This is a genomic window from Paenibacillus sp. RC67, assembly GCF_030020805.1.
GTDB lineage: Bacteria > Bacillota > Bacilli > Paenibacillales > NBRC-103111 > Paenibacillus_S.
On the sequence record NZ_CP125098.1, the window covers coordinates 6,709,447 to 6,731,105 of the forward strand.

Below are 21,659 nucleotides of genomic sequence, written 5' to 3' on the forward strand. Positions count from 1 at the left end.
GAACGACTGTGATTCTCCAAAACGTTATGCCTCTTTTCCTTCACACGATGAACCCTTTTTCTGTGCTAAATAAACAGCTGTCACGTATTCTTTGCATATCGGTTGATTGTAGTTATTGAGTAGTTGGGATAAATCCTCTGAAAGCAGCTGTTTGCGTGAATCATCAAGCGATAAGTAGGAGGATTGGGACTTAAACGCTTTCAAAAATTCGTCCGGCGTTTGTTCCGTCAGCCACTGATGTTCGAATGCTTCAAGGAAGGTGAAATAACCGCTATGATTTATTTCGCTAATTCGTTTTTTTCCTCTATCTTGTCTGGATTGAAAATGAAACTGTTTATCCGAATACCGTTCCAGCAGCTCATAGGACCTTGTTATGACCTCCGGCGTCTCATCGGTATGCTCGTGCCACATCAGGGCAAGAAAGCCATTGTCTGCAAGCAGGTCATAGCATTTCTTGTACTTCACATTCTTATCTATCCAATGGAAGGCCGCGGCCGAATAAATCAGCTTAGCTTGACCGATCGTATCCGACTCCCATGTTTCGAACGGGCTTACATCGATAGTAACATTGGGATAGTCCGCACAATGTTGCTTTAAGATGAGGGCAAGCTTCTCCCCTAGCTCGATACAATGAATGTTAAGCCCCCGCTGCGCAAATGGCAATGTTGCCTGTCCCGTGCCCGGCCCTATTTCGAGCAGTTGGTCGCCAACCGTCACTTCGGTCTTGTTGATGATCCAGTCAATCACCGATATATCGTAGGCAGGCCTTACTTCGTCATATAATTTCGCGTCCGTGTTGAAGGATTCATTTCTTTTCAGACCGATCACCTCGCTTGGAGTTTAAGGACAATTTTAGAAAAAGAATGCCAGAATATAAAAAGCGGCTGTCGAGCAACCGCTTTAGAACCATACTATTTATTGTGACCAAAGTTATGCTGTGACCTCACTAACCGCAGTAAGAACCTTCCCCACGAACTTCGGATTGCCCCATATAATGTAACGGCCCTTCTTCTCTACTTCATCATAAAAGTATTGAAACATTGCTTTTCCCCGGTTTGGGTTCGTTTCATTCATATGCCACATGATAATTTGGGGTATTTTAACTGTTTCCGGTGTTGCTTTAAGTTGTTTTTCACGAATATAACGCCTGATGGTTCTAGGATGCATCTCAAGCATTTGTGCTATTTTCTCAACGGTCAGAAGCTCAATGATTTGGATCACCACCAATAATGTCCGAATAATCACATATTAATCCTCTTTGTTGCATTTGTATATATATGGAATGATTTATTTGTAAAGGCACGAGAGCTAAACCCGTTTTTTCCATAAACGATATTTTAAATAATAAAATGCTGGTGCCCCGGCTAGTGCTATAGTAGCTACAATTTTCATCGTCATCCGTATCACAACCTTTATTTTGAAATTTTGATCTAACCGCTCATCTGCTTATACCTATTCAACATTTTGTAAATATTCACCTTAACTCCTCGTCATTTATTTATGAATGAAGTGAACCTATGCAATAGTAAATTCATAAAACGCCGTGAGATATTTACCAAACATAACCCTCTCACTTACTCTTTTAAACCCTTGATTCTCATAAAAAAGGCATAGCTTAGGCCTATCGGCAGCACAATCCAATCTTACATACGTTTTGCCAAGGCTCTTCGCCTGCACTTTTGCCCAATCCACCATTTCTCCAGACAAGCCTAGTTTGGCGTATTTTCTGCGAACAGCCAGTTTATGTAGAAATAAAGAGTCATTCTCCTCCAGCTCCGGCCATAAAATTGTATCCTTTTCCTGAAGAATCATCGTTGCTGCCGCTTCATTGTTTATATATCCTATGTACATCTCTTGTATAGATTGATTTTTCAACAGCTTTTCAATGGACAATTGGCCTTCGCTCCACATCTCCACCCCTCCATTCTTGATCCATAATGCCGCTTCTCTAAGTATGGATACGAAATCTTCCAATTCATCCTCCGAAATTTGTTTGACCACCAATTCCATGCACTCTCCCCCTCTAAACCCTAATTGTAAAGAAAAAAGCATCTGATCTATGACCAAATACTTTGCTGCTGGTTCCATAGCTTCATACTCGTTTACCTTCCACAAGTTCTCGAATCCATTCATAACCGCTTTGGATAAATTCTTTACTCGGATTGCTGTGCGGTGTATGTTCAAAAATAAAAACAACGTCGTCACATTTAGCTAAGAAATGAATGAGATCCCGGATTTTATATTGAATTCCATTAAATTCATGAGTCGGGTGAACGGGTATCCATATATAATTATTGGGTTGTAACTCCACGTTATGCAGATGAACCATCTTGATGTATTTCTCCCATTTGGTTAAATAGCTCAGGATTTGGTCTCCTGTCGCCATTAAATAATCCCCAATATCGATACACAGTTTAATCCCATACTTATCCCATACCTCGACAGGAAATTGGTGCAAATACTCTATCCCTACAGGAGAACGATGGAGTCCAAGCTTAGGCTCACACACAAAAGGAATCGAATATTTCTCTTGCAGCAAATGTAATCTTCGTAATCCATTTTCAATTAGTGCATGTACATTTTCGTCCTCAGTTACTTTCTCTTTAAAATATGGAAAATGAACTAGAACGTATTCAGCGCCAAGAAGTGATAATTGTCTGACTTCATTCTCAAGACGTTCCCACGCCTCTTCCGTCTCCATATAAACGTTTTGAATTAAGTCATATTTACTGCCACTGCGAAGCAAGGGCGAATGGACACCATAGGGAATTTGCTTCGATCTAGTTATTTCCAGAAACCGTCGGAAGGCCGTATCGTCAGGAAATTCTCCTATTTCAATTTGATCTATATCCTGCCAAAATAACTCCTCAAAAAACTCAGGATCGGATAAAATGGTACTTCCTGAAACGCCATATTTAGGAGCAGTCACTCCAATCACCTCCACATTCCAAATAAACCTTATATTACCATAATATATAAATCTATGAGCACTACGCTCTAAAAAGCTATTTAATAGGCTAAAACATAGCTTTCACATGCTCAAAAACCCACTTCATTTCCACATACAAACCTGCCAATAAAATCCCCGTAAGTACCCAATCTTTTATTCTCAATCCTTTAAAATAGGCCTGAAATAAGCCTAATGCCAACACCTGCAAAACGGTTATTATAAAATACGCTTTAGAACTGAACATATTTCCCGAATCGATTACCCTACTCAACAATACGAACAGGAAAATCCAAATCCATCCTATGTAATAAAGCATAATACTCCTCCCACTCCATTATATAAAAAAACCCTTCATCCATAAGTGGAAAAAGGGTCTCAGTTGCTTTCTTATTAATAGTTCCCAATGTTTTGTTTTACAGCCAAGTGGTTTTATCGCTGTGAGGCGTTCTTGAAGTTGGTGCAGGAGCATCAACCGGATAGCCAATGAAAATTGTTCCGATCACTTTCTTATTTTCTGGCGAGCCGATAAACTTATGCATCCGATCGTCATGGACCAGTCCAATTCCACGCGTACGCCATACGAAGCCCAACCCCATCTCCGTGGCCGCAAGCCACATCGAATGAATAGCGCAGGCAGCTGCATATTCATTATCCTTTGAGGAAGCAGGATCATCGGGAATGACATCCGCTGTAACGACAATGACAAGCGGTGTAGCGGTCAATACTTTTAACGATTCCTTCACCAAATTCGGCTTGGTCGGAAACCGTTCCTCTAAATATTGAAGCGCCTCCGCCTCGTAACGCTGCTTCGCTTCTCCACGGATTACATAGAAATGCCATGGCTCACGGAGCCTATCGTTTGGAGCAAGAGTAGCCGCATCGAGCAGAGCATGAATCTTTTCATCCTCCACTTCCACAGGCTGAACATTGCGTACCGCTCTTCTTTGCTGCAGCAATTCCATAATAGACATGCAGGTTTCTCCTTCCTAGCTTTATTTATTTCTTTTGAAAGCTAACACATTGTTCAACCCATCGTTCCACCAATTCAGGCGCTGATGCAAAATGGATATGAGTATATCCCGCAACTAGCGATGCGTTCTCATTGATATAGCCTTCCTGCTTCATTCCGCGCATCCCTTTGGTTTCATAGGCACTTTGGATCACTGCATCCTGGTTCGGCTGGAAGGTCGAATAGTGAAACTCGTGACCTTTGGCACGATCCGACGAACCGAGCAGGAAGTTGCCCTCCATTCCGGTAATGTCCCTATAACCTAACGCCGCAAGCTTCTTCTGCATTTTTACGCTGCCCGGAATAAGCCCCAGCATCGCATGCTTCCGCCCATCCGTATGCTCGATTGACTCCGTTAAATACATGAAGCCTCCGCATTCGGCAAGCGTTGGCAGTCCCTGCTCAATGGCCTGACGTATCGATTGCTTAACCGTCTCATTAGCCGACAATACTTCGGCAAATTCCTCAGGGAAGCCACCCCCGAGATAAAGGCCTTGAACGCCTTCAGGCAGCGTTTCTCCAGCCAGAGGCGAGAAGAACACGCACTCTGCTCCGCAAGCCTCCAACAGCTCGAAGTTTTCCTGATAGTAAAAGTTAAACGCTGCATCCTTGGCTACAGCGACCCTTACGGGCGCTTCAGGTCGGCTAGCTCGGCTGCGGAACACAGAATTTGCTTCGGCATTCGAAGTCAAAGTAACAGCGGGCGACTGTGCAAGCTCCCATATACGCTCTACATCCACTGTAGCGGAGGTAAGATCCGCTAGCTTATCGAAGAAAGGCTGAAGCTCGCCCCGCTCGATGGACGGCACCAAGCCGAGATGCCTCTCAGGCATCTCTATATGATCTTCCCGCTTCATATAGCCGACAACGGGAATATTGCATTCCTGCTCGATGGCTTCGCGTACGAGCTTGTAGTGGCCTTCGCTGCCTACCTTGTTCGCAATGACGCCTACAATGTTGACGTTGGGCTCCAACACCTGGAAGCCGCGAACAATCGCAGCAGCGCTGCGGGCCATGCTCTGGCAGTTCACCACGAGCAGCACGGGAGCCTCCAGCAGGAGGCTGATCTCCGCCGTGCTGCCTTCGTTCGTCTTCGGGTTCTTGCCATCGTAGAAGCCCATCACGCCTTCGATGACGGAAATATCCGCATCGCGGCTCGCGCGGGTATAAATATCTTTGACTGTGTCATGCGACAGCATATAGCTGTCGAGATTGCGGGAAACGCGGCCGGTTACCGCCGTATGATACGTCGGATCAATATAGTCTGGTCCGCACTTGAAGCCCTGCACTTTGCGTCCGAAACGCTGCAAAGCGGCCATCAGGCCGATCGTCATCGTTGTTTTACCAACGCCGCTGCCTGTTCCGGCAATAACGATCTTGCGACTAACGTCCATCAGCTGCCCCGCTCCCTTCCTGCGGGAACGGGATAACGGCTACGGAAATCGTGACATTGCCCGATTTCTTCTTCACCAGCGCCAGCTCCGAGGCGCCGGAGTACAGCTTCGCCGCCGGCTCGCTCACGCCGTAGGCGCCGGTGAACTGGAACACAGTGTCCGATGGAGCTTCCATCTTCACTGTGTTCAGCTCCTCGGGCGCGTAGGTGACGAACTCCCAGCCGTGCTTTTGTACGACGGCAAGGAGCCCCTCCTCGTCCTTCTTCAAATCAATGGTGCAGACAGCTTTCACGCTGCGCATCGAGAACTGCAGCTCGGACAGCGTCTCCGAGATCACGGATTCGATCTCATCGGCTGACGTGCCTCGGTTGCATCCAATGCCAAGCGCGATCACCTTCGGCCGATACAGCACTCCGTTGGAGAGAATCGCCGCTTCATCCGCGCTGAGTACGCGGTGTGAAACAACTAGTGCCGCCTGAGGCCTCACTGCTAATGCATCAGCAACATTGCCGTAAGTACGAATGTTCGCTGGGAGCGGCGTGTCATACAGCCACCAGCCAAGCTCGCCCGACTCCTGCACGACCGCAACCTGCTCTTCGTTCACGACAGAGGCGCTCACAGGCGTCAGCTTATCCGCTGACTCCCATTCCCAGCCATAGCGACGGCCGAATAAATCGACGGCTATCGTTCCCTGCACGTCCGAAGCTGTCGTAATGATCGGCCTCGCTCCCATTGCTGCTGCTACTTCGCGAGTCAGCTCGTTCGCGCCGCCCAAATGGCCCGACAGCACGCTAATCACATTCTCCCCTTTGTCATCGATAACGACGATGCCGGGATCTGTCTTTTTATCTACCAGCAGTGGTGCGATCATCCGAATCACAGCGCCTAACGAAATAATGATTATGAGTCCTTTATAAGCAGGAAATAATGCCGGAAACAGCATTCTAACACTGCCTTCAAACAATTGAATTCCTCGTGCCGCCTCATCCCCGCGCTCGAATTTGGACATGTAGTACAAATCCGAATGGCTGAAGGCTCCGTGCAGCTTGCGTGCCATCTCTACACCGTGCTTCGTGATGGCTACAATAGCATAATCACCTTGCTGCTCGATCGAAGGAATTTCGCCCTCGCGCAGTGTGATCATGGTTTCACCCCTCTGCGGAACCGGTGCGTGAACTCTTTATCGTACAGCTTCGAGCGATATTCATCCTTGTTGTGAATATCCGGATCAAGCGCCCAGCCTGCAAGGATCATCGCATGAGAGCGAATACCGTTGCTGCGCATATCTTGTTCAAGATTAGCAAGCGTGGATCGAACGATGAGCTGATCAGGCCATGTAGCCCGCTGTACAACAGCAACCGGTGTGTCCTCGCTCCACCCGGCGCTTTTCAGCTCTTCAACCACTTTCTTCGTCAAAGTGGCGCTAAGGAATAAAGCAATCGTGCAGTGGTGAGCCGCCAGATCCTTTAGCTTCTCCAGCTCCGGTACCGGCGTTCTTCCTTCAGCACGAGTAAGAATGAGAGTCTGGGTTAGCTCCGGAATCGTGAGCTCTGCGCCGATAGCTGCAGCAGAAGCGAATACCGAGCTTACGCCAGGAATGATCTCGTAGCCGATGCCTTCTTTTTTCAACAGCGCAATCTGCTCCATAATCGCTCCGAACACGGCTGGGTCTCCTGTATGAACGCGAGCGACCATTTTGCCCTGTTTAACACGATCCGCCATAATAGCGACCATTTCGTCCAGATCCATCCCTGCGCTTTTCAGAACCTCTGCTTCCGGCTTCGCTTTAGCTATCAGCTCCTCATTGACCAGCGAATCCGTATAAAGCACAACATCGGCCTCCTGCAAGATGCGAAGTCCTTTTACCGTAATCAAATCCGGATCGCCCGGGCCTGCTCCGATGATATAAATTTTCATTATTTTCTCACCACCATTAACGTTAAATATTCCAAACCTTTGCCTTGAAGCTCGCGAATGTCGCGCCAGATCATCTCCTCCGAAGAAGTGACCTTGGTCAATACAGCCGCTTTGTCCGTCAATCCGAGATCGCCCAACACATGGATCATCAGATCGATCACTTTTGCGACTTTAATGAATACGACACAATCGTGATTCTCGATGGCCGTGCGCATCTTGTCATAATCCTCTGTTGCAGGCACAATGGCTATCTGCTCATCCCCATCAGCAAGAGGAATGCCTAGTCGGGACGCCGAAGCATTAATGGACGAAATACCTGGAATGGAACGAACCTCCACTTCAGGATGACGCTCCTTCATAAGACGCATCAAATGAATGAATGTGCTGTAAATCATCGGGTCGCCCTCGGTCACGAATGCCACGTCTTTCCCCTGCTCCAGGTGCTCCCACACCGTGCTGACCGTCTTACTCCACTGCATTTCCAACGCCTCGCGATCCCTCGTCATCGGGAAAGTCAGCCCTATCATCGTCTTTTCTTCCGTATTCACATAAAGCTCAGTTATCGTAAGGGCGTAGCTTTTGGCCCCCATCTTTTTGCGTGGATAAGCAATGACCGGTGATTCCTTCAATATCCTGAACGCCTTGACTGTGATCAGCTCCGGGTCTCCAGGTCCAACACCCAATCCGTATAAAACACCCAACTTACTCACTTGCTGCCCCCTCCTTTTCCTCCGCTTCGCCGGATTCCTGATGCTTTGCCGTAATAATATAAATCGGATTTAGACCCTCGAATCGAGTCAAATTCAAAATTGGCTTGCTTCGCGCAATTTGCGCCAGCGTTATACTTGTTGCGAACCCTTCTTCCTTGAATGCTTTGTTCGCTTCATACAAATTCTCGATCGTCACGGCATTCAGCACAATGCGTCCTCCTGGACGAAGACGACTGCAGCATACATGGAGAAGCTCCTCCATCTCGCCTCCGCTGCCGCCTATGAACACGGCATCTGGGTCTGGAAACTGCTCCAAGCCTTGAGGCGCCCGTCCTTGAATAGCCGTTATATCCGTCCGAAAACGATGCATGTTGTCGAAGCAATTTTGCAAATCCGGTTCATTCTTTTCGATCGCATACACTTCGCCGTACCTTGCAATCCGTGCCGCTTCAATAGCGACAGAACCGGTGCAGGTACCAATGTCCCAGACGATGCTGTCCGGCTGAAGCGCCAGCTGAGCCAAGCTCATGACACGGATTTCTTTTTTCGTGATAAGTCCTTTATCCGGCTTGCGCTGAATAAACATCTCATCATCGATACCCATAGGCCAACGTTTACCTGCCAATGCATCTTTCGAGGCGGTCAAAATCATCACGTTCAATGGCGAGAACTCATGCTCTTCAAGCTCCTGCAGCTCATACCAGCCCGTCCGTTCGTCGGTGCCGCCCAAATTCTCCGCTACAAATGCCCGATACTCCGTCATGCCAAAAGACAGCAAATACTTGGCGATTGCCTTGGGACTATTCGTCTCATCGGTCAGCAGCGCTACCTTCGTCTTCCCGTCAATCCGCTGAGCCAGCCCCTTCATACTTCGTCCGTGAACACTGGTCACGTAAGCGTCCTGCCAGCTCTGGCCCATCCGTGCAAAGGCTAGCTGTAATGAGCTTATATTAGGGTAAATTTCCACGTTCAGCTTAGAAGATAAATAGCCTCCGATACCGTAAAACAACGGATCTCCCGATGCCAGCACGACGACCTTACGCCCCTGCTCCACTTCCGATTTCAAACGGTTTACCAGTTCGGACAAGCCACCTTTAATGGCTATGGTTTCTCCGCTGTAATCTGGAAAAAACTGCAGCTGCCGCTCTCCCCCGACCAGCACTTCGCTCTCCGCTATCCATTGTATATACTGAGGCAGCAAGCTTCCCTGACCGTCATCACCGATGCCGATCACTTTCAGCGCTGCCAGTTGATTGATCTGCTTCAACCTGCACTCCCCCGATACCGATTGCTGATTATAAAAGTTTAGACTAACTCCCGCAAGCCTTGGTATTGCAGCAGCTAGTCCCCTATCTTACTGGCATGGCCTAAGAGATTCGCCTTCATCGAGATGATGACAGTTTCTATCTCCATGCCGCCCTGCACTTCCTTCAGTCCGGCTTCACAGCAATAGGTGCACAGCCTCTCAAAAAAGCCGAGATGGCCCCATTCCATCATCAAGTCTCCAACAAGAGCCGCCGTATTCGCATCCAAAATAGTGGCTGCCTGCACCTGGGTCGCCCCTGCTTCTTCCGCTACTTGAGCGAGGAAGCCGAAATCTACCGGAGCGCTTTTGGAATGGACCATCATGACGCCTTGCGCAACTTTGGAAAATTTACCCATCATCCCAACCAGCGTCACTTTCTCGATGCCCTGTCTCTTGCACTGCGTCAGAGCAAAGCCGATAAAGTCCCCCATCTCAACAAAGGCTTCCTCCGGCAAATCTGGGTACATATCAATGCCGTACTTCTCCGTACGACCGCCTGTTGAAAGGACGATATGTTTGCATCCGCATTTAACCGCTACTCGTATCGCCTGTGCCACACTTGCTTTGTATGCAGCCGTGGAAAAAGGCACCACAATGCCCCGTGTGCCGAGAATCGAGATGCCGCCAACGATGCCAAGCCGCCCGTTCAGTGTCTTCTTGGCAATTTCTTCGCCATCAGGTACAGAGATGACGACTCTAACCCCGCGATGGATGTCGTATTCGTTTAAGACGGAGGCAACCGATTCGCGAATCATCTTGCGCGGAACTGGATTTATCGCCGCTTCTCCAACAGGGACAGGAAGGCCGGGTTTAGTTACCCGACCCACGCCGATGCCGCCATCCAGCTCGATTCCTTCTTCGCCCCGCCACTGAACTTCAGCAATAATCCTCGCATTATGAGTAGCATCAGGATCATCGCCTCCATCCTTGATCGTTTCGGCTTCCGCACGCTCCGCCGAAAATTCGCAGCGCACCATCGTAAACGTCACATCCTGCCCGATAGGCAATCTTATCGTTGATTCCGTTTGAAGCTGCTGCTCAATCAAGGCTGTCACTGCCGCTTTGGCTGTTGCCGCAGCGCAGGAGCCTGTCGTATAACCATGTCTAAGCGGCTTGGAATCCTTCGTATCTGCGCCTTTATCCATAGCCATCGTTTAGATCCCCTTAACCGAGACGTTCCGCCATTAAGGAAATGGCGTTCACTGCTGCTACGGCTACCGGGCTTCCGCCTTTACGTCCGATATTCGTAATGAACGGAATATCCAGCTTCGCGAGCTCTTCCTTGGATTCTGCCGCCGACACGAAGCCTACCGGCACGCCTATAACCAGACCTGGCTTTGCTACGCCTTCCTTCACAAGGCGGATTAACTCCAATAACGCCGTAGGCGCATTACCAATGGCATAGATGCCTCCGTCCGCTTCTTGAATCGCCTTGCGGATCGAAATGATCGCCCGGGTCGTGTTGAGGCGTTTCGCCTCTTCCATTACGTCCGGATCGGATATGTATACCTTCACGTCGCCTCCGAATTTGGCGATACGAGGCTTACTGATGCCTACCTGCACCATTTGCACATCAGCCACGATCGTCTTGCCTGCACGGATTGCCTGAATCCCTGCCTGGACGGCATCTTTATGGAACAGCATGCTGCGCCCCAGCTCGAAATCTGCCGATGCATGAATAACCCGCTGCACGACCGAATATTGTTCGTCTGTGAAAGGATGCTCTCCCAGCTCTTCGGTAATCATTTGGAAGCTTCGCTCTTCAATTTCTTGCGGTTGTACCGTCAACGGCTTAAACTCCGTTTTAAAATCCATCTCAATCACGCCTCCTGCAGCAGTTCATTTAGTTTATTGATGACTCCGTCAAACTCGCTAAAATAAGTACCGTAGTCGACCATAGGACGACCGATGACAATCGTCTCAATTCCAAGCTCCAGCGCGGATTCCAGCTTCTCATCCACTGCTCCGACCTTGCCGCTTTCCTTAGTAATTATCAGCGTGACATTATAGTGCGTATATAAAGCTTTGTTCAGTTCCTTGGAAAAAGGACCCTGCATCGCAACAATATTTTTTTGCTCCAGCCCTAGCTCCTCACATTTTTCCATATTATCTCTGCGAGGCAGCATACGAGCAACCAAGGTTGTATTAGGAAGGCCAAGCAGACGCTTGGCAAAGATGTGCAGCGTCTTGCTGCCTGTCGTCAGCATGATGACACCCTGTCGCTCTGCAGCCAGCTCCGCCGCCTGTTCGTAGTCATCCGCGAATGTGATAAACGGGTTCTGATCGATTGCGATCCGCCCCCGTTCATAGCGGATATAGGGCACGCCGGCTTCCTGCGAAGCCGCGATAGCGTTCTTCGACGCCTCCTCCGCGAACGGATGCGTGGCATCGACAATAGTACGAATACCGCGTTCCCGTATCAAGGCAACCAGTGCCTCAGCCGTAAGCCTTCCGGTCAATACGGGGAGGCCAGCATCCTCCATTGACTTGGCCGCACTGTCCGTGACGACGGTCGTCAATAACGAATAGCCCGAATCCCGAATATTTACTGCAAGCTCTCGCGCATCACTCGTCCCTGCCATAACCAATATCATGATTTACGCCTCCTTCTATATGGGATGATCGTTAGCTTAATCTCCGATGGAACGGGATACTTTTCCGCTCTTCACAACCTGCTTGTCTTCGTGATCATGGTGATGGTGCTCGTGGTCATGATCATGTTTGTGATCATGGTCGTGGTGATGGTCATGCCCATGATCGTGGTCATGATCGTGATTATGTACATGCTGATGATCGTTGTCATGGTGATGATCGTTGTCATGGTGATGATCATGCCCATGGTGGTGGTGATCATCATCATGATGATGATGGTGATGGTCGATATGCTCCATAGCCGCCAATCGGTATTGGCACATGTCGCAGTTCATCTTGGTCTCGCCCTGTACAGCCTCCAATGCCCGCTCCCGTAAAATAAGCTGCAAATTCGGATGGAATCCGAAATAATCTGCCAATATAAACTGCTGCTCAGGATATTTCTCCGAGAACTGAAGAAGCATCTGCTCCATTCTCTTCATCAATACGCCTGTAAATAAGAAATAAGGCAGGATAACGACTTTGCGTGCTCCGAGCTTGATACAGCGTTCTATGCCTTCATCAACCAAGGGAGCCGTAACCCCGATAAAGGCCGTTTCGACCCATTTCACCTTCAGCTTTTCCCAGAACAGCCGGGATATTTTGAACAAATCGCTGTTAGCATCCGCATCGCTGCTGCCTCGTCCTACGACAAGCACCGCCGTTTGCTCCAGTTCTGCTTCTGCAGCCGTTCCGCTACCCGTACCAGCCGCTTCCAGTCTGGACGCAAGAATATCCAATACCTGCTCATGCACTCCAATCGGTCGTCCATAGTTGAAACGAACGGATGGATAACGAAGCCTCGCTTCGTCGATCGCAGCAGGGATATGAATTTTGGCATGACCCGCCGAGAATAAAGTGATAGGCACTACCGCAATCTGTGTAGCCCCCTGCTGTACGCACTGCTCAATGCCTTGTGCAATGGTAGGGCGTTCGAATTCCAAAAAACAGGTTTCCACTATCGGCTGGTCCATCTTTGAAGCAATGGAACGGACGAATTCCCGTACCTCCTCATTGCCTTCCGCATCCTTACTGCCGTGGCCGACAAACAAAACAGCATTCATCATTGTACCCTCCCTATCTTCTTTTAAGCTTAATCTCCGCAAACCGCATCCTCAATTTTGAAAACAGGCAGCTCTTGGTGCTTATATCCTTCAATTTCTTTTACGCGCTTAAAAAATTTATGAAAGCGCTCATTCGGATGTCCTTCCGAAATATACCGCTGCACTATCCGTTCTATCGTTTCCACTAGTTGATCCGGTTCAATGCCTTCCGCAACCGGCTGCCCAGGATGAGCATTACGTCCTACCGTCTTGCCGCCTAGGAATAAATCAAACTTCTCCTTGCGGTATACGATGCCGATATCCTCATGCACAGCCCCGTAGCAAGCCATTCCGCAGCCGTTCAAGCCGATGCGCAGCTCCTTCGGCACATTGATTCCGCCGATTCGCTTCTGAAGCTCTTCCGCATGCGGAATCGCGTCCGCTTTCTCCGCATTGCAAAAGTCACATGCTTTTAACTGCGCCACATCGCCGATCGGTGCCAGCAGGAAGCCTTCCTGCCGCAGCTTCGATGTAATTTCATCCGGATTGGACGTCGGAACCCGTACAATCATTTGGTGGTGGGGCGTATACTCCATCGACCCTTTATCGCCTACTACCTCGGCTAATGTTAGCATCTGCTTGGCTGTAAAACGCTTCTCCGCAACACCCGGACTCACAGCCAGCTCAAAGATCGCCTGCTGCCGAAACAGCCCTGCCGTTACTGGCGCTCCGCTCGACTCCGTGACCACACCTCGGCTAAGATCGGACAGCTTCAATGCCTCCATTGCCAGCATAAACGACGATTCTGCACCAGCACTGCTGCTCCTCTCATCGCGTTCCGCCACACTTACGGCACTGACGGCCTGAGCCGTTCCACTCGTGCCCCCACCCAAAGGCACTGACTCAAGCTGCATGCCTGCCGCCTGCATCGATCCCCTCTTCGCATCCGAGAGGTCATCGTCTTCCCAAGCCCAGTCCTCGTCGTCCGTATCCCCTTCCGCTTCCTGGTCCCACTGCTGCAGCGCCCAAGGCTCTGCCGCTTCCTGCAGCCGTTGATGCGGCTTAAGCGGTTGTACGTCAGCGCCCAGCGTATACTTGCGCTGATATCCTCTCGGTGTAATCATCAGGCCGTCGTAGATCGTTGTCGACGCATTGCCGATAATGACGGTTGTCAGCATGCCGATCTCATGATCCAGCATATCGCGCAAGTTCGTCAGAACCACGTGCTGACGGTCACGATAAGCGCTTTTCACGATACCGACCGGCGTTTCCGGCGAACGGTACTTTAACAATATGCGCTGAGTCTCCACGATTTGCCGGGTTCGTCTTCCACTCCGTGGATTGTACAGCGCAATCACAAAATCGGCCTGCGCAGCCGCCTCTACCCGCTTGGCAATCAGCTCCCACGGCGTGAGATGGTCGCTTAAGCTGATCGTGCACGCATCATGCATGACAGGAGCACCTAACAGCGAAGCTGAAGAGTTAATCGCCGAAATACCGGGAATAATCTCAACTTCCACGCCCCCGTTACGGCGCCAGCCTTTCTCCATCAGAACCTCGTACACAAGTCCTGCCATCCCGTATACACCTGCGTCGCCACTTGAAATAACCGCTACCTTTTTCCCAGCCTCCGCTTGACGCACAGCCTCCTGAGCACGGCTTACTTCCTCCGTCATTCCCGTCCGCACGATTTCCTGATCGGTCAACAGTCCCCGGATGAGATCCACATAGGTGTTATAGCCGATAATGACTTCACTTTCTTCAATGGCTTCCCGTGCCCGTTTCGTAATATGCTCGAAGCTTCCTGGTCCGAAGCCGATGATCAACAGTTTGCCCGCCATTTGCCACACATCCTTTCCTTCCTATATAAATAATGGTTATTTTCGATACCCATGCTTGATTCATTATTGATTCATGATTTCCAGGCAACACAAAAAGAGCATTCCTACAGAAAGTGTTAGAAATGCTCTTACAGCCCGCGCTCTCAACGATTTCCAATGACATCTTAGTCGAGCTGTCATTTTCCATTCAATAAGTAAGCCGATCTCTAACACCTCCCTAAATCCGCGTAGGTCAACAGTGTTTTGGAATTAGGCAGGTCTCCTGACTTCGAGCTTCGTTATCCGATCCCCTTCCCAGAACGCACTACATTGTCCCAGTGGTGATTCCATCGGCTTAACAAGCCTTTCTTTATAGAAAGGCACTCTTTACAGTGGCGGGACCGTGCCGGTTTTGCACCAGCTTCCCTTTTAAGCCAAATGAAGCTCTGCTTCATCCAGCACCCAATTCAGTTCCGTATTTGATTGTCCAGTGCCATCATATCACCCAAAGCGAAGCTTTGTCTATAACTCCGCATCCTCAAGCAGGCAATCTAAAGCAGTCCATACAGCCTTGGCAAGCTATGGGTCAATGTTCTCATTTTTTCACGTATACCCTTTCAAAAAAAACCGGCACTTACGAACAATATAGCCAAATATTTCAGTATGATGAGCAGGAAGATTTATAGGAGATCCGATTTTGAACAGCGAAGGTGGAAGGAAGCTCTATGAGATACGGGCAGCGAATAGCACAACTGCGGAGCAAAGGGTACTTGACCCAGGAAGAACTTGCATATAAGGTAGGGATTACCCGTTCCGCTCTTTCCCATTATGAGAATAATAGAAGAGAACCGGATTACGAAACGATCCAAAAAATTGCCGATATTTTCGGAGTATCGATAGATTACTTAATGGGTCGCACGGACCATCCAGGCACTCTCATGGACTCCACAGATGAATTTATTAATTATCTGGAGCTTTCGGACGAAGCTATTATGGACAAATTCATATTAACCATTGACGGAAGAGAATTAACACACGAAGAATCCCAAAGCTTTATCGCCTTCATTCGTTCCGAGCGTTCCCTCCCTACCTAAAAGGCAAACGATGATGAGGTACAGCTATTTGCTGTACTCCATCATGCCTATTTCCCTATATAAATAAGAATACAACGATTTGCCGGTATCCATGTATTGCGGTTTGATCGATTCACTAACCGCCGTTTGATGAGCTAGCCATTGATCATACTTTTCCTTCGGGATATCGAGTTGATTCAGGATAGTAGCGATATCCACACTTTTCTTCGTTTCTTCCATTTGCAACCCACACTCCATCTCGTCTCATAGACTTTCAATGTCTAGTATTATATAGGAGATGTTAAAAAAAAGGTGTCGCTTACTGGGAGTTTTTTCGTTAAAAACAGCGATCATTTTGTCGAATGAGCTATTATAAATAAATCTTTATCCAAGTCCATTTCCGTTAAATAGGACTTCCCTTGCTTTTGTCCCACTTCGTTCCCGCTGCTGCTTGCTCATAGGCAAAAGGCCTTAAAAGGAAGAGGTTTGCAGCCGACGCGCCGCCTTCTTCACAGCCATTCGGCGAATCAGCATACTGGTCGATATCGGTTCCGGAGCGACTTCTTTAACCCCGCTGAGCTTATCCATAAACCGTTGATATATAAAATCCCCTATGAGCTGAGTCAATCCCTCGCGCAAATGAATTTTCGGTTTCCAGCCCCAATCCTGTTCAGCTTTTTGGTAAGAGACACAGACGTGCAGGTGATCCTCCGGGCGAGCCGTTACGAAGACAGGCTTCAATCTTTGATTCGTCATCTCATTCATAGTTTCGAACAAGTCCATAATAGATGTCGCTGTTCCCGTTCCTATATTATAGGTATCGCTGGTTTCCAGGCTCAGTGTATCGACATTGGCGGCAGCTACATCCGACACATAGACGAAATCTCGACTCTGAAGTCCTTTGTTGTGGATGACAGGTCTTTCTCCGCTAACGTATGTTTCCAGGAAAGCCGAGATGACGCCACCGCTGCCATATCGCTTTTGTCGGCAACCGTATACATTTGCATATCTTAGTATGGTATAGTTGAGTCCATATAGCGCGCCGTACAGCTTGATGTATTCTTCAGGTGCCAGCTTGGACATTCCGGTGCAAGACACGGGTGCGCAAGGGGCCGTCTCATCGACCGGCACAGGCTCGGACGTTCCATATACTTCAGCAGACGATCCGTAAATCAGCTTTTTTATTGCAAACTCCTTACAGAGGTCCAGTAAATAAATCAATCCACGCAAGTTAGGACTTAACCCCCGAACGACCATCGTTTCATTCAAATCGGTTTTCTCAGCCAAATGAATGCAGTAATCCGGCTTTTCCAACTCAAAAATGTTCCTGAGTTCCGTACTGGCTACGTCCATTCGATACAGCTTGCAGCCCGGATGCAGATTGGTTTCCCGCCCTGTACTCAAATTATCGACAACAATTACTTCCAAACCTGCTTCAATAGCGCAATCCACCGTATGGGACCCAATAAACCCGGCTCCACCTGTAATTAGTACTTTCATCCTTATCCCTCCAAAAAATGGTTATTTGTTATGCGTACCTTAAGGCGATTTTCCTGAAGTCCTATATCAGTGTCCGTCTATATGCACAGAGTCGGTCGAATATTGATACATTTTGTATCAATATAAACAAAAAAAGGCCTCCAGTCAAGAGGTCCTAGTAAAGTTGATCAAAAAAATGTCATCAGCGACTTTAGTAGTAGGATACGCTCCGTATTTCTGTGACGCCTGCTTCACATAAGAAAGAGCTCGCATCCTGGTGCTTAAGGGGAATGAGCAATGCTCGGCCAGGAAAGGAGCGCTTTGGGCTGTTGTGAAACTTGGGAGTTTCTTGATAAGTAGGAAGAGGGTCGTTAGAAGTTTTATGTAAACCAGAGAGGTATTTATTAATAATATAAGGGGCTTTTAGCAGGAAGAACCTGGAGTTGGGGGCAGCGTATCGGGACCATGAGTCCCCCATGATGCAAGCTTGCTCGCATCAATGTTCAACTGCGCCAAGATTCTTAGTACATCCACGTTCTTCTTCTCCTGCTGCTTGTTGCTGCTGCTCATTATATTGCACTCCTTCTCTACTCCGTATAGTTCTTTATCATTCTCTATATGACAGTTAGTGGCTTCTTTATCCACTGTATGATACGTAATGTATCTTGTCAAAGGAGATTGTGTCGAATTCAATAAAAAAATGTTTACTTTATTAAATTTTTGTATGACTTTACTATACTTCGCTAAGAAATCGGGTCCTATAGCATGTACATCTTAATTTGGACATACACTTTTATTGAGTTTTGTTGTACGATGATCCATATCGGGTTCAAGGGGGGGGAAACGTTTTGCTATACGCTGCTGCCTTCATCCTTTTTGTCGGACTCGTTTACGCTCTGTTCATTTTACCGACCCAATGGCTAAAAGTGGAGCGAATACGGCATCCCATCGGCATTAATCGAACCATACTTCAAGTCAGCGACCTGCATGTGGAGCGATTGCGCATTTCCCCATCGGTATTATCGAGACTAATCACTCGGCAAAAACCCGACTATATTTTCATTACGGGCGATTTCACCAAACAGGAGTCCTGCCTGCTTCGCTTGGACAGCTATCTGCAAATGCTCGAAAAGCATCGTATTCCTACGTACGCCGTTCTTGGCAACCACGATTACCAGCAGCGCAAAGTCACACGTCTCATTAGACTCCTCCGATATCGGGGCATTATATTACTCCGCAATGAATCGGTTCGCTTACCCGGATTTCAGCTGATCGGCATTGACGATCATCACACCGGAAGAAGTAATGTCCTTCAGTCGTTCCGTATGACCGATTCGCAAGCTCCACGAGTCATCATTACGCATGATCCTAACGTAGTCCTCAAAATTCGCGACAGCTACGATTACTTAATGGCCGGTCACCTGCATGGTAAGCAATTTGGCATCCCTTACTTCTACAAGCTGCGTCCTATGGGTGAGCTTCCTGCAAAAGGAATTTACAAAGGGCTCCATCAGCACCCTTATGGCACTTACTATATTTCAAAAGGAATAGGCCAAACCGGCATTAACATTCGATTTCTTGTGAGAAGCGAGGTGACCATACATCATTTGTAACCGTCTGCAATACTATAATAGTACAATGATACCAATCGTATCATTGCTATCATACAGAACATTTAGCGACAGGTATAAAGCAAATACGTACCAGTTTGCAAGATAAACAATTAAAGTCATTCTCCAGGAAAAAACGCTCTAGGTTTGAAAATAATTGTTAGGGATACAATGGTCGTAGGAGTAAAAAGAAGAGTAGCTGGCCAAGGCTCTATTCGTTGCGAAATGAGCCTCCCCCATGATGTGGTTAATGGTCGAAATAAATAACGCCCGCTCTACCCCTTCCATTTCATGTTCAACTTCATAGTGGTAATCGGACCCTATATATTTTCGTTTGATACGGCTTCCATTAAAATAAATAACCGTATCGGCAAGCACCAGCTTGAATGATAAGGTCAATTTCCTCATTACGGGTAGCAGCAGCGGAGAAGTGAAATGAATTTCCCGTGAATCCAGATGGGTTACATGTACAAGCGCATAGTTCGTTTGGACCGGTTTGTTATCCAATTTACTGATACTCAATCGGCATTCCATGGAACCTAGCATATTCCGTAAACCATTTTGCTTGCTCTCGTTTTGTTTTTCGTTCACATGGCATCTTCCCAACCTTCGTTTTTTTGGGTAAAATAAACGTATTGCGATACATTTTGTACTTTAGAACGCACAAAAAGGGTTTGACCATGGCCTGTTCGAGCTCATGCCTGGTCTTGTTAATTCTAGTAAATGGAATATATTATCATTAACATACGATACATTTTGTATCAATGTCAATAGGACCAGGTGCCTTTCGCTGGCCTTCTGACAGCGTACTTGATCTATAGAAATAAAAATACCGAATCCATCAACTATGGTCGTATTAACTGGAGGTATATGATATGAAATACGGGGAGCGGATCGCATCACTTCGAGAAAAACATTCCCTGACCCAAGAAGGGCTTTCTACCAAGCTCGGCATAACGAGGGCTTCTCTGTCACACTATGAGAATAACCGAAGAGAGCCTGATTACGACACCATCGTAAGCATCGCCAATCTATTCAATGTTTCTATTGATTATTTAATAGGAAGGACCGATGATCCTCATCGAGTCCTCGATGAAGACGTTCGCGAATTCGTCGATGCCCTGGAGCTATCCAATGAAAAAATCATGGAAAAGTTTGCGCTGACCATAGATGGAGAAAAGCTCACACCAGAGGAAGCCCGACGGTTCATTGCATTCGTAAGAGCCGAGAGGTCTATTAATAACGGATGAGGTTAACACCATCCTCCACGGAATGCGTTGTAAAAGGCCATATATCATAAAGATCACCCCGCCTTAGGCGACGGGGTGATCTTTTTTCCGCTTACTTATGGGTCAGATCCACTTGAGGCGCGCCATACTTGTCGAACCAGCCTTTCACCGTATCAAAATCCTTGGAGAATGCCAGGCTAACCAGCAGCATGATGCGTGCATGTTGAGGATTCAGGTTGTCTCCCGCAATAACTCCCTTGCTTCCAGAATAGATGCTTCCGGATCCAGTACGGGTTGTCGTCACGAAGATGACTCCCTTCTCGTCAATCGCCTTTTGCCTAGCTTCGCTCATTGCCTTAGAGATACCACCCGCTCCTGTACCTGCCGTTACGATACCTTCCGCTCCACCGGTCACAAAGCCTTGAATAGCTTCGCCACCAGCCCCTTGGTAAGATAGGGCAATCTCGACCTTAGGCAAATCTTCCTTCTTAATTCTCGTCAAATCAAATGGAGTTGCCCACTCCTCTGCCGCCTTAAAGCTCCTCGCCGGAGCGCGGTAAATACGAATATTGTTCTCATCGATATAGCCGAACATGCCTAGCTGAGGCGATTCGAACGTATCGGTGCGGTAGTCATTCGTTTTGGTCACTTCCCTCGCTGCATGAATGGTGTCATTCAGCATAAGTACGGTTCCGAAGTATTTTGTTTTGCCGCTGCCTGCGAGCTTAATCGCGTTGTACAAGTTAGCCTGGGCATCACTTCCTATGACTGTCCACGGTCTCATGGAGCCAGTTACGACAACCGGTTTAGGACTTTGGACCGTCAGATCAAGGAAATAGGCTATCTCCTCCATCGTATCTGTTCCTGTAGTCACAACGACTCCGTCCTGCTCCTTGAGCGCTTGATCGACCTGCAAGGATAAGTCATACAAATCCTGCATGGAATACGCTGATGATCCCGAGTTACCGAACTGGGAAGTCGTGACCTCCGCTATTTTATCTTTATTAGGAAGAGCATTCACCATATCCTGAATAAGCAGCGAGCCTGCCTTGTAATTTTGGAAGCTCGTTTCGTCTTGTGACTTTCCTGATATAGTCCCTCCAGTTCCTATAACTTTCACTTTTGGAAGAGCAGCGACGGGGGCTTGCACATTTTCCGCCGCTAGCACTTTAGAGGTAAAGGGAACAACGGAAACAGGAGATAGCAGTGAGGATATCAGCAGCCCCGAGGTTAAACATACCTTTAACATTGTAGTTTTGGTTTTAAGCATCATAAGTAAATTCCTCCCACAGGTTATTTCATATGTAAAGTTACATTACATATATGTGACGTTTGTGAGAGTAATCATAAATCAATGTTAGTTATAATTACAAATACTGAACATGACCGATAAATCGCATACATAACCCTTTTAGAAGCTAAGATAGGATGATTTCATCGCCATGCTCTTTTTTGCATTTTCGAATATAAAACTGAAATTACCGCAAA

Annotated in this window: 24 protein-coding genes and 1 riboswitch; of the genes, 3 read left to right on the forward strand and 21 right to left on the reverse strand. The window is 47.8% G+C overall.

Annotated elements, in window-relative coordinates; translation table 11 throughout:
* Positions 1-24 precede the first annotated feature (24 nt).
* The 16 genes from QMA13_RS30410 to cobJ all read right to left on the reverse strand — a co-directional run bounded on the left by QMA13_RS30410 (position 25) and on the right by cobJ (position 14,801).
* Positions 25-828 (reverse strand): rRNA adenine N-6-methyltransferase family protein, encoded by an 804-nt coding sequence (locus tag QMA13_RS30410; protein ID WP_282937385.1) that lies wholly within the window; start codon positions 826-828, stop codon positions 25-27.
* Between the two features lie 102 nt (positions 829-930).
* Entirely contained in the window at positions 931-1,245 is a 315-nt protein-coding gene (locus QMA13_RS30415; protein WP_282937386.1) for a helix-turn-helix domain-containing protein, read from the reverse strand.
* 270 nt (positions 1,246-1,515) lie between these two features.
* Positions 1,516-2,010 (reverse strand): GNAT family N-acetyltransferase, encoded by a 495-nt coding sequence (locus QMA13_RS30420; protein WP_282937387.1) that lies wholly within the window; start codon positions 2,008-2,010, stop codon positions 1,516-1,518.
* 82 nt (positions 2,011-2,092) lie between these two features.
* Positions 2,093-2,929, reverse strand: coding sequence for a sugar phosphate isomerase/epimerase family protein (locus tag QMA13_RS30425; protein WP_282937388.1), 837 nt, complete (start codon positions 2,927-2,929; stop codon positions 2,093-2,095).
* An 88-nt stretch (positions 2,930-3,017) separates the two neighbouring features.
* Positions 3,018-3,266, reverse strand: coding sequence for a hypothetical protein (locus QMA13_RS30430; protein WP_282937389.1), 249 nt, complete (start codon positions 3,264-3,266; stop codon positions 3,018-3,020).
* 97 nt (positions 3,267-3,363) lie between these two features.
* A complete protein-coding gene (locus QMA13_RS30435) occupies positions 3,364-3,921 on the reverse strand; it encodes a nitroreductase family protein (RefSeq protein ID WP_282937390.1) in 558 nt (185 codons plus the stop codon).
* 25 nt (positions 3,922-3,946) lie between these two features.
* The gene (locus QMA13_RS30440) at positions 3,947-5,353 is read right to left on the reverse strand and encodes a cobyrinic acid a,c-diamide synthase CobB (RefSeq protein WP_282937391.1); all 1,407 of its coding nucleotides are present in this window, start codon (positions 5,351-5,353) and stop codon (positions 3,947-3,949) included.
* Positions 5,343-6,497, reverse strand: coding sequence for a cobalt-precorrin 5A hydrolase (locus QMA13_RS30445; RefSeq protein ID WP_282937392.1), 1,155 nt, complete (start codon positions 6,495-6,497; stop codon positions 5,343-5,345). Before QMA13_RS30445 ends, QMA13_RS30440 begins: the two co-directional genes overlap by 11 nt.
* Positions 6,494-7,270: a precorrin-4 C(11)-methyltransferase gene (gene cobM, locus QMA13_RS30450; RefSeq protein ID WP_282937393.1), complete on the reverse strand. Its 777-nt coding sequence runs from the start codon at positions 7,268-7,270 to the stop codon at positions 6,494-6,496. The genes QMA13_RS30445 and cobM overlap by 4 nt, the downstream gene beginning before the upstream one ends.
* Complete coding sequence (gene cobI / locus QMA13_RS30455; protein WP_282937394.1) at positions 7,270-7,980, reverse strand: precorrin-2 C(20)-methyltransferase; 711 nt, start codon at positions 7,978-7,980, stop codon at positions 7,270-7,272. Before cobI ends, cobM begins: the two co-directional genes overlap by 1 nt.
* Complete coding sequence (gene cbiE, locus QMA13_RS30460) at positions 7,973-9,247, reverse strand: precorrin-6y C5,15-methyltransferase (decarboxylating) subunit CbiE (protein WP_282937395.1); 1,275 nt, start codon at positions 9,245-9,247, stop codon at positions 7,973-7,975. Before cbiE ends, cobI begins: the two co-directional genes overlap by 8 nt.
* A 74-nt stretch (positions 9,248-9,321) precedes the next feature.
* Positions 9,322-10,437, reverse strand: coding sequence for a cobalt-precorrin-5B (C(1))-methyltransferase (locus QMA13_RS30465; protein WP_481858054.1), 1,116 nt, complete (start codon positions 10,435-10,437; stop codon positions 9,322-9,324).
* A 13-nt stretch (positions 10,438-10,450) separates the two neighbouring features.
* Positions 10,451-11,101 (reverse strand): precorrin-8X methylmutase, encoded by a 651-nt coding sequence (locus tag QMA13_RS30470; RefSeq protein WP_282937396.1) that lies wholly within the window; start codon positions 11,099-11,101, stop codon positions 10,451-10,453.
* Between the two features lie 5 nt (positions 11,102-11,106).
* Entirely contained in the window at positions 11,107-11,880 is a 774-nt protein-coding gene (gene cobK / locus QMA13_RS30475) for a precorrin-6A reductase (RefSeq protein ID WP_282937397.1), read from the reverse strand.
* Between the two features lie 36 nt (positions 11,881-11,916).
* Complete coding sequence (locus QMA13_RS30480) at positions 11,917-12,981, reverse strand: sirohydrochlorin chelatase (RefSeq protein WP_282943648.1); 1,065 nt, start codon at positions 12,979-12,981, stop codon at positions 11,917-11,919.
* A 29-nt stretch (positions 12,982-13,010) separates the two neighbouring features.
* Positions 13,011-14,801: a precorrin-3B C(17)-methyltransferase gene (cobJ, locus tag QMA13_RS30485; RefSeq protein ID WP_282937398.1), complete on the reverse strand. Its 1,791-nt coding sequence runs from the start codon at positions 14,799-14,801 to the stop codon at positions 13,011-13,013.
* 235 nt (positions 14,802-15,036) lie between these two features.
* Positions 15,037-15,261: riboswitch (cobalamin riboswitch) on the reverse strand.
* A 244-nt stretch (positions 15,262-15,505) separates the two neighbouring features.
* Between cobJ and QMA13_RS30490 the strand changes: the two genes are divergently transcribed.
* Positions 15,506-15,874: a helix-turn-helix domain-containing protein gene (locus QMA13_RS30490; protein ID WP_282937399.1), complete on the forward strand. Its 369-nt coding sequence runs from the start codon at positions 15,506-15,508 to the stop codon at positions 15,872-15,874.
* Between the two features lie 24 nt (positions 15,875-15,898).
* Here the strand turns inward: QMA13_RS30490 and QMA13_RS30495 are convergent, their stop codons facing one another.
* From QMA13_RS30495 to QMA13_RS30505, 3 genes are all read right to left on the reverse strand, one after another.
* Positions 15,899-16,093 (reverse strand): hypothetical protein, encoded by a 195-nt coding sequence (locus tag QMA13_RS30495; RefSeq protein ID WP_282937400.1) that lies wholly within the window; start codon positions 16,091-16,093, stop codon positions 15,899-15,901.
* Between the two features lie 231 nt (positions 16,094-16,324).
* The gene (locus tag QMA13_RS30500; RefSeq protein ID WP_282937401.1) at positions 16,325-17,353 is read right to left on the reverse strand and encodes an NAD-dependent epimerase/dehydratase family protein; all 1,029 of its coding nucleotides are present in this window, start codon (positions 17,351-17,353) and stop codon (positions 16,325-16,327) included.
* Between the two features lie 402 nt (positions 17,354-17,755).
* Positions 17,756-17,902, reverse strand: coding sequence for a hypothetical protein (locus QMA13_RS30505; RefSeq protein WP_282937402.1), 147 nt, complete (start codon positions 17,900-17,902; stop codon positions 17,756-17,758).
* A gap of 278 nt (positions 17,903-18,180) precedes the next feature.
* Between QMA13_RS30505 and QMA13_RS30510 the strand changes: the two genes are divergently transcribed.
* The gene (locus tag QMA13_RS30510) at positions 18,181-18,945 is read left to right on the forward strand and encodes a metallophosphoesterase (RefSeq protein WP_282937403.1); all 765 of its coding nucleotides are present in this window, start codon (positions 18,181-18,183) and stop codon (positions 18,943-18,945) included.
* Positions 18,946-19,083: 138 nt separating this feature from the next.
* On the opposite strand, the gene QMA13_RS30515 is transcribed toward QMA13_RS30510, so the two are convergent.
* A complete protein-coding gene (locus QMA13_RS30515) occupies positions 19,084-19,533 on the reverse strand; it encodes a hypothetical protein (RefSeq protein ID WP_282937404.1) in 450 nt (149 codons plus the stop codon).
* 284 nt (positions 19,534-19,817) lie between these two features.
* On the opposite strand from QMA13_RS30515, the gene QMA13_RS30520 reads away from it, so the two are divergent.
* Complete coding sequence (locus QMA13_RS30520; protein WP_282937405.1) at positions 19,818-20,192, forward strand: helix-turn-helix domain-containing protein; 375 nt, start codon at positions 19,818-19,820, stop codon at positions 20,190-20,192.
* A gap of 91 nt (positions 20,193-20,283) precedes the next feature.
* Here QMA13_RS30520 and QMA13_RS30525 read toward each other — a convergent pair whose 3' ends face one another.
* Positions 20,284-21,441: an asparaginase gene (locus QMA13_RS30525; RefSeq protein WP_282943649.1), complete on the reverse strand. Its 1,158-nt coding sequence runs from the start codon at positions 21,439-21,441 to the stop codon at positions 20,284-20,286.
* Positions 21,442-21,659 lie beyond the last annotated feature (218 nt).

Bases quoted from the DNA above. Each gene is read 5' to 3' on its own strand.
- QMA13_RS30440 (WP_282937391.1), bottom strand. From the start codon at position 5,353: ATGGACGTTAGTCGCAAGATCGTTATTGCCGGAACAGGCAGCGGCGTT.
- QMA13_RS30465 (WP_481858054.1), bottom strand. From the start codon at position 10,437: ATGGCTATGGATAAAGGCGCAGATACGAAGGATTCCAAGCCGCTTAGA.
- QMA13_RS30525 (WP_282943649.1), bottom strand. From the start codon at position 21,441: ATGCTTAAAACCAAAACTACAATGTTAAAGGTATGTTTAACCTCGGGG.
- cobK (WP_282937397.1), bottom strand. From the start codon at position 11,880: ATGATATTGGTTATGGCAGGGACGAGTGATGCGCGAGAGCTTGCAGTA.
- cobJ (WP_282937398.1), bottom strand. From the start codon at position 14,801: ATGGCGGGCAAACTGTTGATCATCGGCTTCGGACCAGGAAGCTTCGAG.
- QMA13_RS30430 (WP_282937389.1), bottom strand. From the start codon at position 3,266: ATGCTTTATTACATAGGATGGATTTGGATTTTCCTGTTCGTATTGTTG.
- QMA13_RS30500 (WP_282937401.1), bottom strand. From the start codon at position 17,353: ATGAAAGTACTAATTACAGGTGGAGCCGGGTTTATTGGGTCCCATACG.
- QMA13_RS30445 (WP_282937392.1), bottom strand. From the start codon at position 6,497: ATGATCACACTGCGCGAGGGCGAAATTCCTTCGATCGAGCAGCAAGGT.
- QMA13_RS30520 (WP_282937405.1), top strand. From the start codon at position 19,818: ATGAAATACGGGGAGCGGATCGCATCACTTCGAGAAAAACATTCCCTG.
- QMA13_RS30470 (WP_282937396.1), bottom strand. From the start codon at position 11,101: ATGGATTTTAAAACGGAGTTTAAGCCGTTGACGGTACAACCGCAAGAA.
- QMA13_RS30480 (WP_282943648.1), bottom strand. From the start codon at position 12,981: ATGAATGCTGTTTTGTTTGTCGGCCACGGCAGTAAGGATGCGGAAGGC.
- QMA13_RS30435 (WP_282937390.1), bottom strand. From the start codon at position 3,921: ATGTCTATTATGGAATTGCTGCAGCAAAGAAGAGCGGTACGCAATGTT.
- cobM (WP_282937393.1), bottom strand. From the start codon at position 7,270: ATGAAAATTTATATCATCGGAGCAGGCCCGGGCGATCCGGATTTGATT.
- QMA13_RS30495 (WP_282937400.1), bottom strand. From the start codon at position 16,093: ATGGAAGAAACGAAGAAAAGTGTGGATATCGCTACTATCCTGAATCAA.
- QMA13_RS30420 (WP_282937387.1), bottom strand. From the start codon at position 2,010: ATGGAATTGGTGGTCAAACAAATTTCGGAGGATGAATTGGAAGATTTC.
- QMA13_RS30490 (WP_282937399.1), top strand. From the start codon at position 15,506: ATGAGATACGGGCAGCGAATAGCACAACTGCGGAGCAAAGGGTACTTG.
- QMA13_RS30505 (WP_282937402.1), bottom strand. From the start codon at position 17,902: ATGAGCAGCAGCAACAAGCAGCAGGAGAAGAAGAACGTGGATGTACTA.